The following is a 16,459-nucleotide window of genomic DNA, read 5'->3' on the forward strand; positions in this document are numbered from 1 at the left end:
GTGCTCTTTTTGCGACGCTATCCATCCTGCTCTCATGTTCGCCGCTTGCGGCTCCCCGGGGTGAAACGTCCTTTCGCCAGATCACCCCTCCGGCGCACCGGCCGGACATTCCCCCGACAGGCCCAAAATGACTGAAGAAATTCCCTGTTCCTTCTCCGACTTCGCCCTTGCTCCCGGCATCCAGAAAGTGATCAAAGAGGTCGGCTACGAAACCCCCTCGCCGATCCAGGCCCAAAGCATCGCTCCCCTGCTGGCCGGACGCGACCTCCTCGGTCAGGCCCAGACCGGCACCGGCAAAACCGCAGCCTTCGCTCTGCCGCTCCTCTCCCGCCTCGATCCGAAGTTGAAAAGTCCGCAGATCCTCGTCCTGACTCCGACCCGCGAACTGGCCTTGCAGGTCGCCGAAGCGATGCAGACCTACGCCCGGCATCTCCCGGGATTTCAGGTCCTCCCCGTCTACGGCGGCCAGAACATGCTTCAGCAGCTGCGCCAGCTCAGTCGCGGCGTGCAGGCCGTGGTCGGCACGCCCGGGCGCATTCAGGATCACCTCCGCCGCGGCACACTGAAGCTCGACAACCTGGTCTGCGTCGTCCTCGACGAGGCGGACGAGATGCTGCGCATGGGGTTCGTCGATGAGGTGGAAGCGATTCTCGCCCTGGCTCCGGCAGGGCGCCAGACCGCCCTCTTCTCCGCCACCATGCCCAAGGAAGTGCTGCAGGTCGCCCGCCGCCACCTCAAGGATCCGGTGGAGATCCGCATCAAAAACAAAACGACCACCGTCGACACCATTTCCCAACGCTTCTGGCAGGTCAAGGGGATGCACAAGCTCGACGCCCTGACCCGCATCCTCGAAGCCGAGGAGATCGAGGCGATGCTCATCTTCGTGCGCACCAAGATCGCCACCGTGGAACTCGCCGAAAAGCTTGAGGCACGGGGCTTTTCCAGCGGCGCGCTCAACGGCGACATGACCCAGGTCATGCGGGAGAAGACCGTGGAACGCCTGAAGAACGGCACCCTCGACATCGTGGTCGCCACCGACGTCGCCGCCCGCGGCCTCGACGTCAAACGCATCAGCCACGTCATCAACTACGACATCCCCTACGACACCGAGGCCTACGTGCACCGCATCGGCCGCACCGGCCGCGCCGGCCGCGAAGGGAAGGCGATCCTCTTCGTCGCCCCCCGGGAAATGCGGATGCTCTCGGCCATCGAGCAGGCCACCCGTCAGCCGATCACCCCCATGACCCTGCCGAGCCGCAAGGACATCACCAACCGGCGCACCGACCAGTTCAAGGAGCTGATCTCCGAGGCGATGGAGAGTCAGGATCTCGAGTTCTTCGAGGAGTTGATCGACAACTACCAGAGCGAGAACGACGTCGGCCTGCGCCGCGTCGCCGCCACCCTCGCCTACCTCCTGCAGAAAGAGCGTCCGCTGCAGCCGGAGGAGAGCGCCATCGAGGAGTCGAAGGAGAAGGACTCGGGAGCACCCCGCGCTACCCGCGCCCAGCGGGACACCACCAATCTGGTGCGCTACCGCATCGAGGTGGGGCGCATGCACGGGGTGGAGCCGGGAAACATCGTCGGCGCCATCAGCAACGAGGCCAATCTCACCAACCGTGACATCGGCCAGATCAAACTCTTTGATTCCTTCAGCCTCGTCGACCTCCCCAAGGATCTTCCCGTCGCGGTCTTCCGCCACCTGCAGACCGTCTGGGTCTGCGGCCAGCAGTTGAAGATCGCCCCGGACAAGGGGACCGGCGACGTGCGCCAGGATTCGTCCGTCAAAAGGACCCCTTTCAAGCCCGGGGCGAAGAAGGCCCCCTTCGGCAAAGGCGGACCCAAGGGACGCTGACCCCGGACAGGACCCGACAGGTCGATTTTTCATCCGGCCTGGGAAGGGTCCGCCGGACTGCGGGCAGGACGAACCATGAACGAGAATTCCCCCTGGGCCTGCCATGTCTGCGGCCTCAAATCGACCAACGGCACCGGACGGGCCTGCGCCCTCTGTTACCAGATCGCCTGCGAGGCGCACCTGGCCCATCGTCCGCTGCGCAATGCGGAGTTCGGGCATCTCGAACTGAAGCTTGTTTGCAGCGACTGCGCCCAGGGACTGCCGGATAACGGCGAATCCGGGACCGCCCCTTAGGGGTTCGGCATGGAGACGCGGCCGTTTGAATCTCATTTCAACGCATCATTGATCTGCAAAGGATTTCTGCCATGAGCGCCAGCAACCCCCTGGTTCAGATGGAAACCTCCCTCGGGGAGATCATTCTCGAACTCGATATCGCCAAGGCCCCCCTGTCGGTGGCCAACTTCATCGCCTACGCCCGGGCCGGCCACTACGAAGGGACCATCTTTCACCGCGTGATCAAGGGGTTCATGATCCAGGGTGGAGGAATGACGGCGGAGATGGAGGAAAAACCGAGCGGCACCCCGATCAAGAACGAAGCCGGCAACGGCCTGAAGAACAAGACCGGGACCCTCGCCATGGCCCGCACCTCCGAGGTCGACAGCGCCACCTGTCAATTCTTCATCAACACCGCAGACAACAAGTCCCTCGACCACGGCGGCTCCCGACCCGAGGTCTACGGCTACGCGGTCTTCGGCAAGGTCGTCGACGGCATGGACGTGGTCTACGCCATCGAAATGAAGGCGACCACCACCGTCGCCGGTCACGCCGACGTCCCCGTCGAGCCGGTGGTTATCACCGCCATGACGGTCCTCGACTAACCAAATCCTTGGTATAGGTCGGGGGTATTACACCTAAGGTACAGTCCATCGCCCGCCAGGCCTCCAGAAGCCGGCGGGCGATTCTTTTCCGAAGGCTTTTACCTTCAATCAAAGGATCGATTCGTGGCCGACTGGGAAGACCTCTGCAACCGCTGCGGGCAGTGCTGCTTTGAAAAGTGGGTCGAGGAGGATGGTACCATCCACCCCACCTCCATCCCCTGCCGCTTCCTCGATATCGTCAGCCGGGAGTGCAAGGTCTATCACAAGCGCCTCGACGTCGGCGAGGGGTGCGTCAAACTCACTCCCAAGCTCGTCGCCGGCGTCCAGTGGCTCCCCGAGGACTGCGCCTACCGCCAGCCCCCGCAAAAAAAGGGGAGACGCTGACGCAGCCCTTCTCCCTTCTCCCTTCTCCCTTCTCCCTTCTCCCTTCTCCCTTCTCCCTTCTCCCTTCTCCCTTCTCCCTTTCTTTGCTATAGTTCTTTCCCACCCCAAAGGATTCGAGGTTCTCCCCCGATGAATCTTCCGAGCAAAAAACAGGCCTGGTTCGGCTGGTGCATGTACGACTGGGCCAACTCGAGCTTTGCCACGGTGATTCTGGCCGCCGTTCTCCCCGTCTACCTCGTCTCCCTGATCCCGGAGCAGGGAGCCCATCTCCCCCTTTTCGGTCTTTCCCGCACCGTCCCGCCCACCGCCCTCTGGGGGTACGCCGTCTCCTTTTCCATGCTGCTGGTCGCCGTTTCCGCCCCCTACCTCGGGGCCCTCGCCGACAGGCATGCCCTGCACCGCCGCCTGCTGATCGTCTTCTGCCTCACCGGCGCCGGAGCCACGGCCCTCCTCGCCACCGCCGGACCGGGGGAGTATCTCCTCGCCGCCGGGCTGTTCATCGTCGCCAACGTCGGCTTTGCCGCCGGCAACGTCTTCTACAACGCCTTTTTGCCGAGCCTGGCCGGAGAGGGGGAGCTCGACCGCCTCTCGGCCCGGGGGTTTGCCTACGGCTACCTCGGCGGCGGCCTGACCCTGCTCGTAGTCTTCGCCCTCATTCAGGGATACGAATTCTTCGGCTTTGCCGACAAGGGGGCGGCGACCCGCGCCGGATTCCTCCTCACCGGAGCCTGGTGGCTCCTCTTCGCTCTCCCCGCCTTCGTCTTTCTGCGGGGCGCCACCGCCCCCCTCCCGGCCGATTCCCCCCTCCGGAGAGTGCGCGGCTACCTGCAAACCTTTGCTGAAATCCGCAGCTATCCCGACCTCCTCCTCTTTCTCGTCGCCTTTCTCTTTTACAACGACGGCATTCAGACCATCATCGTCGTCTCGGCGATCTTCGGCCGCGAGGAACTCGGCCTCTCCCAGGGGGAGATCCTCGGCTGCTTCCTCATGATCCAGTTCGTCGCCATGCCGGGGACCCTCGCCTTCGGCCGCCTCGCCGAGAAGATCGGCGCCAAGGGCGCCGTGCTTATTTCCCTGGTCCTGTTTGTCGCCGTGACCGTCTTTGCCTTTTTCATGAACGCCGCCTGGCATTTCTGGGTCCTGAGCCTGGTGGTGGCGATCATTTTCGGCGGAAGCCAGGCGGTGAGCCGCTCCCTCTTCGGCGCCCTGATCCCCGAGGGGAAGAGTGCCGAGTTCTTCGGTTTCTACGCCATCAGCTCGAAATTCGCCTCGGTCTTCGGACCGCTCGTCTTCGCCCTGATCGCCGACCTGACCGGTTCGACCCGCCTGTCGATCCTGGCCCTGACCGCTTTTTTTGCCGTCGGCATCCTCCTCCTCTCCCGGGTCGACATCTCCCGGGGCCGAGCCGCAGCCCAAGGGGTCCTGCCATGACCAGCCGCTACTTCGCCCCCAAAAAGCCCCGCCTCTTCGGACACCGCGGCGCCGCCGGGCATCTTCCCGAGAACACCCTCCCCTCCTTTGCTGCCGCGCTCCATTCAGGAATGGATTATCTCGAACTCGACGTCTGGGCCACCTGCGACGGGGTCGTCGTGGTGCACCATGACGAAACGGCCCTGCGCCAATGCGGCGTCGACCGGCCTATCTGCGACTTCACCCTTTCCGAAGTGCAGAGCCTCGACGCCGGGCACGGCTTCAGCAACGACAGCGGCGCAAGTCACCCCTTTGCCGGCCGCGGCATCCGCATCCCGACCCTCGAAGAGGTCTTTGCCGCCTTCCCCGGCGCCCTGTGCAACATCGAGATCAAGCAGCAGGCTCCGGCCATCGAGGAGTTGACGGTTGCAGCTATTCGCCGCGCCGGCAAGGAGGAGGAGGTCCTCCTCGCCTCCGAGAAAGACGACGTCATGCAGCGCCTGCGGAAGATCTGCGGGGCCATCCCCACCAGCGCCAGCGCCGGAGAGGTTGCCGCCTTCATGGCCTGGGTCGGCGGCGGCTGCGCCGCCCCCTTCTCCCTGCCGGCCCAGGCGCTGCAGATCCCCGAGACCTGGGGGGAGCACACCCTGGTCACCCCGGAAACCCTGGCCGTCGCCCACGCTCTCGGCCTCGAGATCCACGTCTGGACGGTCAACGAACGCAGCGCCATGGACCGCCTTCTCCTTCTCGGCGTCGACGGTCTGATGAGCGACTTTCCGGAAATCCTCGCCGACGTCGCCCGCCAGTTCCCCCGCCGCTGACCGACCCGCGACATCGCTGAAATCGGGAGGCGGACCCAAAAAGGACGAAGCCCCCGGCATTGAGAGATGCCGGGGGCTTCGTGTCGTTTGAGCGAAAAAAGGTTGTCTCTTTGGCCGAGGGGAAAGGGACTCGAAACGATCAACTCCGGGTCGCCGCAGGTCGGCGGACCCGGAGGCTTACCGCCTCAGGCGGCCCCGGCCGCGGCCGAAACGACCGGCCCGCTCTCGAGGAGGTAGGGCCAGCCGAGAATCCCCCCTTCCATGAAACAGACGCGATCGAAACCGGCGCCCTGAAGGATGCGCTGGGCCTCGTAACCGCGCAGGGAGAGCTTGCAGAAGGCGACGATCCGGCGATCCCGGGGGAGTTCGGCAAGACGCTGGCGCAGCATCCCCAGGGGGAGAAGGGTCGACCCGGGAATGCGGACTTCGCTGTACTCGGCCGGAGATCGCACGTCGAGAAAGACGAAATCCTCCTCCCCTTCGAGGAGCTCCATGACCTCGGCCGGATCGAGGCTGATGCCGATGCCGTCGAGCTTGTTGCGCAGGGCGTTGGCGGCGGTGATCAGGGGATCCATGGCCGAGGCGAAGGGGGGAGCGTAGGCGAGATCGAAGGCTGCGACCTGGTCGACCGTGGCGCCGAGGGTGAGGGCGGCCACCAGGGTGTCGATGCGCTTGTCCACATTCCCCGGGCCGACGATCTGGGCGCCGAGGATTCGGCGGCTTGCCCGATCGGCCACCAGTTTGATGACGATCGGTTTGGCCCCGGGATAGATGTGGGCCCTGTCCGGCGAGGGGGCCAGCAGGGTCACGGGGTCGAGGCCGACCAGGCGAGCGTCTTCTTCGGAGAGGCCGGTGCGGGCGACATTGAGGTCGAAGACCTTGACGATGAGAGAGCCGAGGATTCCGGCAAAGGTCTCGTTGCGACCGCAGATGTTGTCGGCGACCACCCGTCCATGCTTGTTGGCGGTGGAGCCGAGGGGGACGTACACTTTTTTGCCGGTGAGGAGATCCGTCGATTCGGCGCAGTCCCCGGCGGCGTAGATCGAAGGGTCCGAGGTGCGCAGGCCGGCGTCGACGGCGATGGCGCCGGTGGGACCGATCTCCAGACCGGCATCCCGGGCGAGGGTGACCTCGGGACGGACACCGATGGCCATGACCACCATGTCGGCGGCATAGCTCCCTCCGGTGGTGAGGACCCGGGAGACACGCCCCTCCTCCCCTTCGATGGCCTGCACCCCTTCACCGAGGCGCAGGTTGACGCCGTTTTTGCGCAGTTCGCGGTGCACCAGGGCGGCCATGCCGAAATCGAGGGCCGAGGCGAGGATCTGATCCTTCATCTCCACCAAAGTGACGGCGATCCCCCGCTTCGCCAGCGCCTCGGCCATCTCCAGGCCGATGAGACCGCCGCCGACGATGACGGCGGTGCGGGCGGTGCGAGAAAGGTCCATCAGGTAACCGGCGTCTTCAGGGCTCTTCAGCGCATGGACACCGGCGAGATCGATCCCCGGGATGGAGGGGAGAATCGGCCGGTTCCCCGTCGCCAGCACCAGGACGTCGTAGGCAAGGTTCTCTTCCTCCCCGGTCTGGAGATCACGCACCCGGAGGATCCGTGCTTTCCGGGCGACGTTGAGGGCCTCGGTGGAGGCGCGGACATCGAACCCCTTGACCTTGCGGAAGAAGGTCTCGTCGCGCACCACCCCGGCGGGGGTCTGGCGCACCTCGTCGAGATCCTCGAAGAGCCCCTCGATGTAGTACGGCAGGGCGCAGGCCCCGTAGGAGACCTGGGACCCCCGCTCGATCACGGTAATCTCCACCTCGGGGTCAAGACGCCGCAGCCGCGAAGCGACCTTCATCCCCGCGGCCACGCCGCCGACCACCACCACCCGCCGTTTTTTCTGATCCATGAAAAACTCCTTTTCCCCGAAGCAACAAGAGAACGCAATACATAATGTTTTTGACATATATGCTATATGCGATTCCAAAGGGAGGAGTCAATCCTTTTCTTGCCGGAAGGGAAGCGCTTCAGAGAAGAACGGGTGGGGAAAGGGTCCGGCAGAAGGGGAGAAAGTCGTCCGGAAGAGGGGCGCTGAGGGTCAGTGGGGCACCGTCGGGACGGCGCAGAGAGAGGGTGCGGGCGTGCAGAAGGTGGCGCCCGGCCAGAAGAATCTCCCCCTGAACCTTGAGCGTTGACGGGCCGCCGTAGAGGAGGTCGCCGAGGAGGGGGAATCCGGCGTCGGAAAGATGGACGCGGATCTGGTGGGTGCGGCCGGTGCGGGGGCGAGCCTCCACCAGGGCAAAGCCGTCGCCCCGGGCCAGGGTGGCAAAGGAGGTCTCGGCCGTCTGACCGCCGCTGGTAACGGCCTGGATGCGGCCGCGACGCCCGAGTTTGAGCTGATTTGCCACGGAGAAGGATTCGGGAGGACTCCCGGCCACCAGAGCCAGGTAGACCTTGCTCACCTCCCGCTCGGCAAACTGCCGGGCCAACGCCCTATTGGCACCGGGATCGAGGGCGAAGAGGAGGACCCCGGTGGTGTCGACATCGAGGCGATGCAGGAGGATCGGTGGTGCGGCGTCTCCGGACTCCTCATGCAGGCGCGCGGCGACCAGATCGAGGGCGTTGGCCCCTCCGTCTCCCGTGGCATGGCAGGGGAGCCCGGCGGGCTTGTTGACGGCCAGGAGGTGGGCGTCACGATAGAGTTCGCTGAGAACGGGGGGTAGGGAGGGGGCGCGCCCCTCGAAGGAGACCTGAATCTGATCCCCTCCGCAGAGAACCAGGGAGGCGCGGCGCTCCGCACGGCCGTTGACGAAGACCTGGCCGCCGTCGAGGGCCCGCTTCACCGTCTTGCGGGAGACGCCGTCGAGGGTCCGGGTGAGGAAGAGGTCGAGGCGCTCCCCGGCCTCTTCGGAAGGGACGAGGATCGTTTCGCGGCGCCGGGAAAAAGGAGAGCTCACGGGAGAACCCCCAACAGGTGCTCCCCCTGGCTGGCCGTGATCCGCAGGTCCAGCGCCTCCCCTTCCCTTCCTTTATCACAGGGAAAGAGGACGGAGAGATAGTTGCGGCTCAGGCCGCGGCCGAGGCCGCCGTGGCGCCCCCCTTCGACCACCACATCGAGGGTGCTGCCGACAAAGCGTTCGGCGAAGCGGCGCAGTTTGTCGTCGCCGAGAGCCCGCAGGCGCGCGGCCCGCTCGCGGATGAGGTCGCCGGGGAGCTGTCCGGCCATGGTAGCGGCGGGGGTTCCGGGACGGCGGCTGAAGGGGAAGACGTGGAGATGGGAGACGGGGAGTTCCTCGATGAGGGCCAGAGTGTTGGCGAACTCGTCGTCGCTCTCACCGGGAAATCCGACGATGACGTCGAGACCGATGGCGGCCTCCGGGATCCGGGCGTGGATGGTCTCCACCAGCTTGCGGAAAAAGGTGGTGTCGTAGTGGCGATTCATCCGTTGCAGCACCTCATCATCCCCGGCCTGCAGGGGAATGTGGAAGTGGGGACAGAGAATCGGGGAAGCCGCCACGGTTTCGATGAGCGCGGCGGAAATCTCCGTCGGCTCCAGGGAGCCGAGGCGCAGGCGCGCGACCCTCGTTTCGCTTTCGATGCGTTGTACCAGGGAGAGGAGGGACGTCGGGGGGCTCAGGTCGAGGCCGTAGCCGCCGATATGGATGCCGGTAAGGACAATCTCGCCGTAACCGGAATCCACCAGGGTGCCGACCTGTTCGAGAACCGCTTCGGGATCCACCGAGCGGCTGCGGCCGCGGGCGTAGGGGATGATGCAGTAGGAGCAGAAGGCGTCGCAGCCGTTCTGGATCTGCACGAAGGCGCGGCTGCGTTCGGAAAAGGAGGAGAGAGGAAGAGGGACGGCTTCGGTGGCCTGGCGGATGTCGGAGACGTGGGCGGCTGGGGTCTCTCCCCCCTCGGCAATCAGGCGCAGGAGGTCGCGCTTTTCGTCGTTGCCGAGAACCAGGGAGACCCCGGGGATGGCGAGGAGGGCCGCCGGATCGACCTGGGCGTAGCAGCCGGTCACCACCACCCGGCAGTCGGGGTTGAGGCGACGGGCGCGGCGCACCAGGTTGCGGGACTGGGCGTCGGTGGCGGCGGTGACGGTGCAGGTGTTGACGATCACCAGCTCGGCCCCCTCGTCGAAGGGGACGAAACGGTAGCCGGCCTCGCGCAGGCGCTCTTCGATGGCCGCCGATTCGAACTGATTGGTCTTGCAGCCTAGGGTGGCGATGGCGACGCTTCGGCTCACTCGATCCACCCGCCGCCGAGGACGCGATCGCCGTCGTAGAAGACCGCCGCCTGACCCGGAGTCACCCCCTTTTGCGGCTGGTCGAAGTCCACTTGCGCCCGCCCGCCGCCGAGAGGAGTGATGGTCGACGGAACTTCCTGGTGGCGGTAGCGGATCCGGCAGGCGGCGCGCAGCGGTCCTTCCGGAGCCGAAAGGCTCCAGTTGACGCCATGGAGCGTGAGGCTGCCGACGGACAGGTGCTCCTTTTCACCGACCAGCACTTGGCGGCTTGCGGCATCGATACCGACCACGTACAGGGGAGAGGGCCAGGCAATCCCCAGGCCGCGGCGCTGGCCGATGGTGTAGCGGTAGGTGCCACAGTGACGGCCGAGAACCGTTCCGGAGACGTGAACGATCTCGCCGTCCATCTTACCGGCCCCCCGCTCTTCTTCGAGAAAACGGACGTAGTCGCCGTCGGGGACGAAGCAGATGTCCTGGCTCTCGGCCTTCTCCGCCACGCGCAGGGCGAAGCGGGCGGCGTGAGCGCGCACCTCGTCCTTGGTCATTCCCCCGAGGGGGAAGAGGACCCGCTCCATCTGCTCCTGGGTCAGAGTATAGAGGAAGTAGCTCTGATCCTTGGCCGGATCGAGGCCCTTGCACAGGGCATAGCCGTCGCCTTCGGCAACGATGCGCGCGTAGTGGCCGGTGGCCAGATAATCGGCCTCGAGCTCCCGGGCACGGCGCAGCAACAGCTCGAACTTGAGGACCTGGTTGCAGAGGACGCAGGGGTTGGGGGTGCGGCCGGCAAAATAGTCGTCGCAGAAGCGGTCGATGACCGCCTGCTGAAAATCCTTTTCGAAATTCACCACATAAAAGGGGATGTCGAGGGATTCGGCGACCCGCCGCGCATCGTGGACATCGTCGAGGCTGCAGCAGGAGCCGAAGGTCTCGCCGTGCCCGGAGGTGAAACTGGCGTAGTCCCAGATCTGCATGGTCATGCCGATGACCTCGTGCCCCTGTTCCTTGAGGAGGGCCGCGGTCACCGAGGAGTCGACGCCGCCGCTCATGGCGACGACAATTCTCTTTCTTTTTTGCGACATAATAAACCTGTAGTACACAAGCGAAGGGGCACGACGTACCGTGCCCCTCCCGTTGATCCGGCATCTGTCAGAGGACGGAGGGATTACCCCTGTTTCTCGCGGTAATTCTTGATCGCCTCGTGCAGGGCGTCAGCGGCGAGGTTGGAGCAGTGGAGCTTGGCCGGCGGCAGGCCGTCGAGGGCTTCGGCGACGGCGGCGTTGGTCAGTTCCATCGCCTCGTCGAGGGTCTTGCCGATGGCCAGCTCGGTGACCATGGACGAGGTGGCGATCGCCGCCCCGCAGCCGAAGGTCTTGAACTTGACCTCCTTGATGACGTCGTTTTCAACCTTGAGAAAAATCTTCATGATGTCGCCGCAGGAGGCGTTGCCGACTTCGCCGACGCCATCGGCATTCTCGATTTCACCGACGTTGCGGGGATTGCTGAAGTGGTCCATCACTTTTTCTGTGTACATGGCAGACTCCTTTATGGGGAAAAGCGAACTGGCTTTAAGTGTCAGGGTTAAAACGTCTCCTGGCCTATCAGTGCACCTTGCGGATGACCTGGCATTCCTCGCAGGAGAGGGGCTCCTTGCGGTTGTAAAGGGGGCTCATCTCCCGCAGGCGCTGAACGATGGGCGGAAGGATCTCCAGGACGTAGTCGACCTCCTCCTCGGTGTTGTCGCGACCGAGGCTGAAGCGGGTACTCGAATGGGCCAGGACGACGTCGACGCACATCGCCCCCATGACGTGGGACGGCTCCAGGGAACCCGAGGTGCAGGCCGATCCCGAAGAGGCGGCGATCCCCTTCATGTCGAAGTTGAGAAGGAGCGACTCCCCCTCAATGTAAGCGAAGCTGATGTTCAGGGTGTTGGGGAGTCGCCTGGTCGGATGGCCGTTGAGCTTGATCTCGGGGATGGCGCTCATGATCCCCTCCTGAAGACGGTCGCGCAGGCCCGCGATGCGGACCGCACTCTCGGCCATTTCGGCACCGGCGAGTTCGCAGGCGAGGCCAAGACCGACGATGCCGGCGACGTTGTACGTCCCGGCCCGCCGGTTGCGCTCCTGGTGACCCCCATGGATCAGGGCGTTCATCCGCGTGCCGCGACGGATGTAGATCGCCCCGACCCCCTTGGGAGCGCCGAGTTTGTGCCCGGAGAGGACCAGGAGATCGACATTGGCCTTCTGGACGTCGACGGGGATCTTCCCCACCGTCTGCACGGCGTCGGTATGGAAGCGCACCTTGTACTTGCGGGCGATGGCGCCGATCTCCTCGATGGGGTAGAGATTGCCCGTTTCGTTGTTGGCCCACATGACCGAAATCAGAATCGTCTCGGCGGTGATGGCCGCCTCGAGTTCCTTGAGGTCGAGCATGCCGTCCTTGTCCACCGGCAGGTAGGTGACGCGAAACCCCTGCTTTTCCAGGTACTCGCAGGTATTGAGCACCGCCGGATGTTCGACGCTGGTGGTGATGATGTGGTTCCCCTTCTCCCGCAGGGCCTCCGCCGTCCCCTTGATGGCCATGTTGTCCCCCTCGCTGCCGCAGGAGACGAAGACGATCTCGGCCGGCGCGCAGTTGATCAGGGTCGCCACCTGCTCCCGCGCCTTTTCCACCGCGCCGCTCACCGCCCGCCCCGCCCAGTGGACGCTGGAGGGGTTGCCGAACTGCTCCCGGTAAAAGGGGAGCATCGCCTCGAGAACCTCGGGACGAACGGCGGTAGTGGCGTTATTGTCCATGTAGATGTGTTTCACTGATCAATCCTCCATAAAACCGTGCAAATGTTCGATATTCAGCAGGAAAGAGGAGCCCCGGGAATCCCCGGCCGCCCCTTTGCCGCATGGATAAAATCTAGCGGATCTTCTCCCGGGCCTCACGAATCAAGTCCTCGAGGGTGATCGAGGAGAGAAACTGCCGGATGCGCGAGCCGAGCCCCTGCCAGACGCTGTGAGTCACGCACTGATCGGTGCAGGCGCAGCTGCCGTCGTCCCCCATGCAGGAGACGGGGACCAGGGTCTCCTCGACGCTGTCGATGATCTCGTCGACGCGGATGCTGCCGGCGGGGCGGGCGAGAACGTAACCGCCGCCGGGGCCGCGGACGCTGTCGACGATCTTCCCCCGGCGCAGTTTGACGAAGAGTTGCTCCAGATAGGTCAGGGAGATATCCTCCCGGGCGGCAATGACCTTGAGGGAAACGGGAGAACCGTCGGCATACAAATGCAGGCTCACCATGGCGCGCACCGCATATTGAGCCTTGGTTGACAGCCGCATGACTCAGGAGACCTTTTTCTTCGGGGTGGGTTTCTGTTGCCCGGCCCGCAGCAGCTCCTGCTCCTCGGTCAGTTCGCGCACCTTGCGTTCGAGCGATTGAATCTGGTCGAAGAGGCAGGCGATCGCCTTGGCTTCAGGATCCGGGAGTTGTCCGTGTTCGAGATCGCCCTTCTGGGCTCCCGCCATGACAATGCGCCCCGGCACTCCGACCACTGTGGAGTTCGGGGGGACTTCCTTGACCACCACCGAGTTGGAGCCGATCTTGCTGTTGTCGCCGACGGTGAAGGGTCCGAGAATCTTGGCCCCGGACCCGATGACCACGTTGTTGCCGAGGGTCGGATGACGTTTTTCCTTGGCCCAGGACGTGCCGCCGAGCGTGACGCCGTGGTACAGGGTACAGTTTTCGCCGATCTCGGCGGTCTCGCCAATCACCACCCCCATGCCGTGATCGATGAAGAACCCCCGACCGATCCTGGCCCCGGGATGGATTTCGATCCCGGTGAGAAACCGGCCGAGATGGGACGTCAGACGGCCGACGAAGAAAAATTTGCGTTGCCAGAGGGCGTGGGCCAGGCGATGGAAGAGCATGGCGTGGAACCCGGGGTAGCAGAAAATGATTTCGGCGATGTTTCTCACCGCGGGATCACGTTCGAACACCGCCTTGAAGTCGTCTTTGAGAGTTTGCAGCACAGAAAAATCCTCCTTAAAAAGCCACCGGGGGCGTCAATTTTTCTAATCGATAACATACCTGAGTAAAACTGTCAATTATTTTGCGGCGCTGTCGGCGGGGAAAAAACAAAGGAATTAACGTGAAGAGTCAGACGGGTTTGGGGAGGGTGAAGATGAAGCGGCTCCCCTGGCCGAGTTGGCTTTCGGCCCAGATTCGCCCCTGGTGAGATTCGATGATCTTCTTGCAGATGGAGAGTCCCAGACCGGTGCCGCGGCGGGAATCTTCCTTGCCGAGTTGAGTGAACTCCTTGAAAAGGTCGGCCATCCTCTCCTCGGGTATCCCCTTGCCGGTGTCGGCGACGCAGATCCGCACCTCCTCCTCTGCCTCTTCGGTTTCGATCGTCACCGTCCCGCCGCGGGGGGTGAACTTGAGAGCATTGCCGACCAGATTAACCAGCACCCGGTGAATCGCCTCCGGGTCGAAGAGGGCGCGGCAAGTCTCCGGAACACCGAGATTCAGCAGGAGGCCGTTTTTTTCCGCCAGGGGGACAAATCCCGGAAGGACCTCGTGAATGGTCGCCACGAGGTCCTTCTCCTCGACCTCGAGTATCATTTTGCCGGCATCGAAACGGGAGAGATCGAGAATGTTGTTGATCAGGTCGACCAGACGATCGCTCCCCTCGACGGCCTGCTCCAGGAACTCCCGCTGCTGTTCGGAAAAATTCTCCGTTCCCATATCCTTGAGGAGCGAGCAGTAGCCGCTGACGATGGTCACGGGAATGCGCAGCTCATGAGCGGCTGTGTTGAGAAATTCGCCCCGGATCTGGTCGACCTCAAGGAGCTGCCGATTGGCCGTCTCGAGGTTCGACCGGGTCAGTTCGAGCTCCATTTCGACCTGCCGCTTTTCCGTGACGTCGCGGATGGCCACCACCTGCAGATCACCGCAGGCGGGGCGGCTGTTGAAGCTCACCGACAGGAGGCGCCGCTCCCCGCTACGGGTGCGGATCGCCAGATCGCAGGAGAGGGGGACAGATTTTCCGGCCATCACATCCCGCCGCCGCTGCAGAATCAAACGGATCGACCGAAGGTCCAGGAGGGAGGCGAGACTGAATCCCTTGAGCTCGCTTGCCGAATAGCCGCTGATTTCCAGGGCCCGGCGGTTGGCGAAGACCGCCCTCCCCCGGCCGTCGAAGGCAATCAAAGCGTCGGAGGCGTTGTCAAAGAGTTGCTCGTAGACCGTCTTGGTGCACAGATCCTGTTCGAGGCTGTTTTTGGCGAGCTGCAGGCGTTCCGACTCTTCACGCAGCAGCTCGAAATGATGGGCATTCTTGATGGCATTAGCCGAAATATTGGCGATCAGCTGGCAGAACTCGATCTCCTTTTGGGAAATCCCGGCATTGGATCGAAGGGCCCGCACCACCATGGCACCGATGACCCTCTGCCGATAGACCACGGGGAGGACGAGAATGGTATTGAATTTCTGACCGTCAAGAACCGGAAGGACATCGGTCAGGAGAGGATCTTTGGTGACATCATCGATCAGTATCGGTTCGCCGGTCTGAAGGACCCGACGGATTTCCGGATATTTATCGAGGAAAATACGCAGCCCCCCGAGGTCGGGATCGTCGCTGGAAGCCATCACGTAACCCCAGCGCTCGTCTTCCTGAACCAGAGCGATGGAACAGCGGTAAACGTCGTCGAGGAGATGGGCAATCTTGTCGACAACCTGGCGAAGAATTTCCACGGTATCGAGGGTGGAGGTCACCGAGTTGCTGATGTCGAGAAGGGTCTGGAAATTTTCCGCTTTTCTCGCCAGAGACCGAGCGGCGCGCTTCTTGGCCAAGCTCCCCCGGACACGGGCAATGAGTTCAAAGTCGTCGAAAGGTTTGGAGATGTAGTCGTCGGCGCCGAGCTGAAAGGGGTTGACCATCCCTTCCATATCGCTGCGGCAGGTCATCATGATGACGGGGGTGTCCTGGAGGTCAGGGAGGGAGCGGATCTTGTGGCAGGCGGCCACGCCGTCCATTCGGGGCATGACCAGATCGAGGAGAATGATGTCGGGATGGTGCGCTTCGGCCTGCTGCCACCCCTCTTCGCCGTCGATGGCGACGAGGATACGAAAACCGGCGCTCCCCAGGAGGTCGGTGAGGACTTCCCGCATGAAGCGGTCATCGTCGATGATCAGGGCCGTCAATTGCATTCAGGCTCTTCCGTGTCCCCGGCCGGGAACGGGGAGTATCAGGCTGAGAGTGAAGACCGATGTGCAGTTCCTGGTCCACGTGCACGGTCCGTGCCACCGGAACGCCGATCTCCGCCCCTTCCCGCCGGGGAAGAAGGCCGGGGAGCGGGACCGCCTGAGGCATAAGAATATCCCTTTTCCCTTCTCGGCACCGGGGACGCCGGTGACAAAAAAAGAACGGAATATCCATATAATGCGGCTCCCATACCTAAACTGATCCACGGGTCAGGAAGCGCCCGACCGGGACACCTTCGAGCCTGCCGCTTCTTCTGGAGGAGAGTCCGGTCACGGACCCTAACGGATCCGCCGAAACAATGGGGGGCTTTCCGGTGAAAAAACAGTCAAGGCCGGCGCTATCGCCCAATCCTCGGGAGAGGAGAAACAGCCCGTCAGTGCAGGGTCCTTTCGATCAGGAGCTCCTCGGCCCGCGGCATATCCTCCTCGGCCACATGGACCTGCATCGGGCCGATCCCAACTTCGGGCTCCTTGCGAAGGAAATATTCGATCCCGCCCTGGCGAAGAATCGATTCGACCCGCCGGAGGTCGGATTCATCTCTCGGATCATAGAAAAGCGCCATAAATTAAGCACCTCCTCTCTTGAAACAAGGTCCGACTTTCCCCTTTATTTTATCACGGCG

Annotated in this window: 15 protein-coding genes and 1 pseudogene; 6 read left to right on the forward strand and 10 right to left on the reverse strand. The window is 63.6% G+C overall.

What is annotated here, in order from left to right; genetic code table 11:
• Positions 1 to 127: 127 nt before the first annotated feature.
• From DSOUD_RS10755 to DSOUD_RS10780, 6 genes are all read left to right on the forward strand, one after another.
• Positions 128 to 1,852, forward strand: coding sequence for a DEAD/DEAH box helicase (locus DSOUD_RS10755; RefSeq protein ID WP_053551011.1), 1,725 nt, complete (start codon positions 128 to 130; stop codon positions 1,850 to 1,852).
• A gap of 75 nt (positions 1,853 to 1,927) precedes the next feature.
• Positions 1,928 to 2,146, forward strand: coding sequence for a hypothetical protein (locus DSOUD_RS10760; RefSeq protein WP_053551012.1), 219 nt, complete (start codon positions 1,928 to 1,930; stop codon positions 2,144 to 2,146).
• A 71-nt stretch (positions 2,147 to 2,217) separates the two neighbouring features.
• The gene (locus DSOUD_RS10765) at positions 2,218 to 2,730 is read left to right on the forward strand and encodes a peptidylprolyl isomerase (RefSeq protein ID WP_053551013.1); all 513 of its coding nucleotides are present in this window, start codon (positions 2,218 to 2,220) and stop codon (positions 2,728 to 2,730) included.
• Between the two features lie 123 nt (positions 2,731 to 2,853).
• Positions 2,854 to 3,114, forward strand: a complete 261-nt coding sequence (locus tag DSOUD_RS10770) for a YkgJ family cysteine cluster protein (RefSeq protein ID WP_053551014.1) — start codon at positions 2,854 to 2,856, stop codon at positions 3,112 to 3,114.
• Positions 3,115 to 3,243: 129 nt separating this feature from the next.
• Positions 3,244 to 4,545: an MFS transporter gene (locus DSOUD_RS10775; RefSeq protein WP_053551015.1), complete on the forward strand. Its 1,302-nt coding sequence runs from the start codon at positions 3,244 to 3,246 to the stop codon at positions 4,543 to 4,545.
• A complete protein-coding gene (locus DSOUD_RS10780; protein ID WP_053551016.1) occupies positions 4,542 to 5,345 on the forward strand; it encodes a glycerophosphodiester phosphodiesterase family protein in 804 nt (267 codons plus the stop codon). Before DSOUD_RS10775 ends, DSOUD_RS10780 begins: the two co-directional genes overlap by 4 nt.
• Before the next feature lie 185 nt (positions 5,346 to 5,530).
• Here DSOUD_RS10780 and DSOUD_RS10785 read toward each other — a convergent pair whose 3' ends face one another.
• The 10 genes and pseudogenes from DSOUD_RS10785 to DSOUD_RS10830 form a co-directional block, all read right to left on the reverse strand.
• Positions 5,531 to 7,249: an FAD-dependent oxidoreductase gene (locus DSOUD_RS10785; protein WP_053551017.1), complete on the reverse strand. Its 1,719-nt coding sequence runs from the start codon at positions 7,247 to 7,249 to the stop codon at positions 5,531 to 5,533.
• Positions 7,250 to 7,367: 118 nt separating this feature from the next.
• Complete coding sequence (locus DSOUD_RS10790) at positions 7,368 to 8,297, reverse strand: RluA family pseudouridine synthase (protein ID WP_053551018.1); 930 nt, start codon at positions 8,295 to 8,297, stop codon at positions 7,368 to 7,370.
• Positions 8,294 to 9,589: a tRNA (N(6)-L-threonylcarbamoyladenosine(37)-C(2))-methylthiotransferase MtaB gene (gene mtaB / locus DSOUD_RS10795; RefSeq protein WP_053551019.1), complete on the reverse strand. Its 1,296-nt coding sequence runs from the start codon at positions 9,587 to 9,589 to the stop codon at positions 8,294 to 8,296. Before mtaB ends, DSOUD_RS10790 begins: the two co-directional genes overlap by 4 nt.
• A complete protein-coding gene (mnmA, locus tag DSOUD_RS10800; protein ID WP_053551020.1) occupies positions 9,586 to 10,668 on the reverse strand; it encodes a tRNA 2-thiouridine(34) synthase MnmA in 1,083 nt (360 codons plus the stop codon). The genes mtaB and mnmA overlap by 4 nt, the downstream gene beginning before the upstream one ends.
• 83 nt (positions 10,669 to 10,751) lie before the next feature.
• Positions 10,752 to 11,120, reverse strand: a complete 369-nt coding sequence (nifU, locus tag DSOUD_RS10805) for a Fe-S cluster assembly scaffold protein NifU (RefSeq protein WP_053551021.1) — start codon at positions 11,118 to 11,120, stop codon at positions 10,752 to 10,754.
• A 67-nt stretch (positions 11,121 to 11,187) separates the two neighbouring features.
• Positions 11,188 to 12,396, reverse strand: a complete 1,209-nt coding sequence (nifS, locus tag DSOUD_RS10810) for a cysteine desulfurase NifS (RefSeq protein ID WP_053551022.1) — start codon at positions 12,394 to 12,396, stop codon at positions 11,188 to 11,190.
• A 97-nt stretch (positions 12,397 to 12,493) separates the two neighbouring features.
• Positions 12,494 to 12,913: an Rrf2 family transcriptional regulator gene (locus DSOUD_RS10815; protein WP_053551023.1), complete on the reverse strand. Its 420-nt coding sequence runs from the start codon at positions 12,911 to 12,913 to the stop codon at positions 12,494 to 12,496.
• Positions 12,914 to 12,916: 3 nt separating this feature from the next.
• Positions 12,917 to 13,609: pseudogene (gene cysE / locus DSOUD_RS10820) on the reverse strand (serine O-acetyltransferase); the annotation flags it as partial.
• Between the two features lie 121 nt (positions 13,610 to 13,730).
• Complete coding sequence (locus DSOUD_RS10825; protein WP_053551025.1) at positions 13,731 to 15,782, reverse strand: hybrid sensor histidine kinase/response regulator; 2,052 nt, start codon at positions 15,780 to 15,782, stop codon at positions 13,731 to 13,733.
• 428 nt (positions 15,783 to 16,210) lie between these two features.
• Complete coding sequence (locus DSOUD_RS10830; protein ID WP_053551026.1) at positions 16,211 to 16,399, reverse strand: putative signal transducing protein; 189 nt, start codon at positions 16,397 to 16,399, stop codon at positions 16,211 to 16,213.
• Positions 16,400 to 16,459: the final 60 nt, after the last annotated feature.

The organism is Desulfuromonas soudanensis, from assembly GCF_001278055.1.
Taxonomy (GTDB): domain Bacteria; phylum Desulfobacterota; class Desulfuromonadia; order Desulfuromonadales; family WTL; genus Deferrimonas; species Deferrimonas soudanensis.

Bases quoted from the DNA above. Each gene is read 5' to 3' on its own strand.
- DSOUD_RS10815 (WP_053551023.1), bottom strand. From the start codon at position 12,913: ATGCGGCTGTCAACCAAGGCTCAATATGCGGTGCGCGCCATGGTGAGC.
- DSOUD_RS10785 (WP_053551017.1), bottom strand. From the start codon at position 7,249: ATGGATCAGAAAAAACGGCGGGTGGTGGTGGTCGGCGGCGTGGCCGCG.
- nifU (WP_053551021.1), bottom strand. From the start codon at position 11,120: ATGTACACAGAAAAAGTGATGGACCACTTCAGCAATCCCCGCAACGTC.
- DSOUD_RS10825 (WP_053551025.1), bottom strand. From the start codon at position 15,782: ATGCAATTGACGGCCCTGATCATCGACGATGACCGCTTCATGCGGGAA.
- mnmA (WP_053551020.1), bottom strand. From the start codon at position 10,668: ATGTCGCAAAAAAGAAAGAGAATTGTCGTCGCCATGAGCGGCGGCGTC.
- DSOUD_RS10755 (WP_053551011.1), top strand. From the start codon at position 128: ATGACTGAAGAAATTCCCTGTTCCTTCTCCGACTTCGCCCTTGCTCCC.
- DSOUD_RS10760 (WP_053551012.1), top strand. From the start codon at position 1,928: ATGAACGAGAATTCCCCCTGGGCCTGCCATGTCTGCGGCCTCAAATCG.
- DSOUD_RS10780 (WP_053551016.1), top strand. From the start codon at position 4,542: ATGACCAGCCGCTACTTCGCCCCCAAAAAGCCCCGCCTCTTCGGACAC.
- DSOUD_RS10765 (WP_053551013.1), top strand. From the start codon at position 2,218: ATGAGCGCCAGCAACCCCCTGGTTCAGATGGAAACCTCCCTCGGGGAG.
- DSOUD_RS10830 (WP_053551026.1), bottom strand. From the start codon at position 16,399: ATGGCGCTTTTCTATGATCCGAGAGATGAATCCGACCTCCGGCGGGTC.
- DSOUD_RS10775 (WP_053551015.1), top strand. From the start codon at position 3,244: ATGAATCTTCCGAGCAAAAAACAGGCCTGGTTCGGCTGGTGCATGTAC.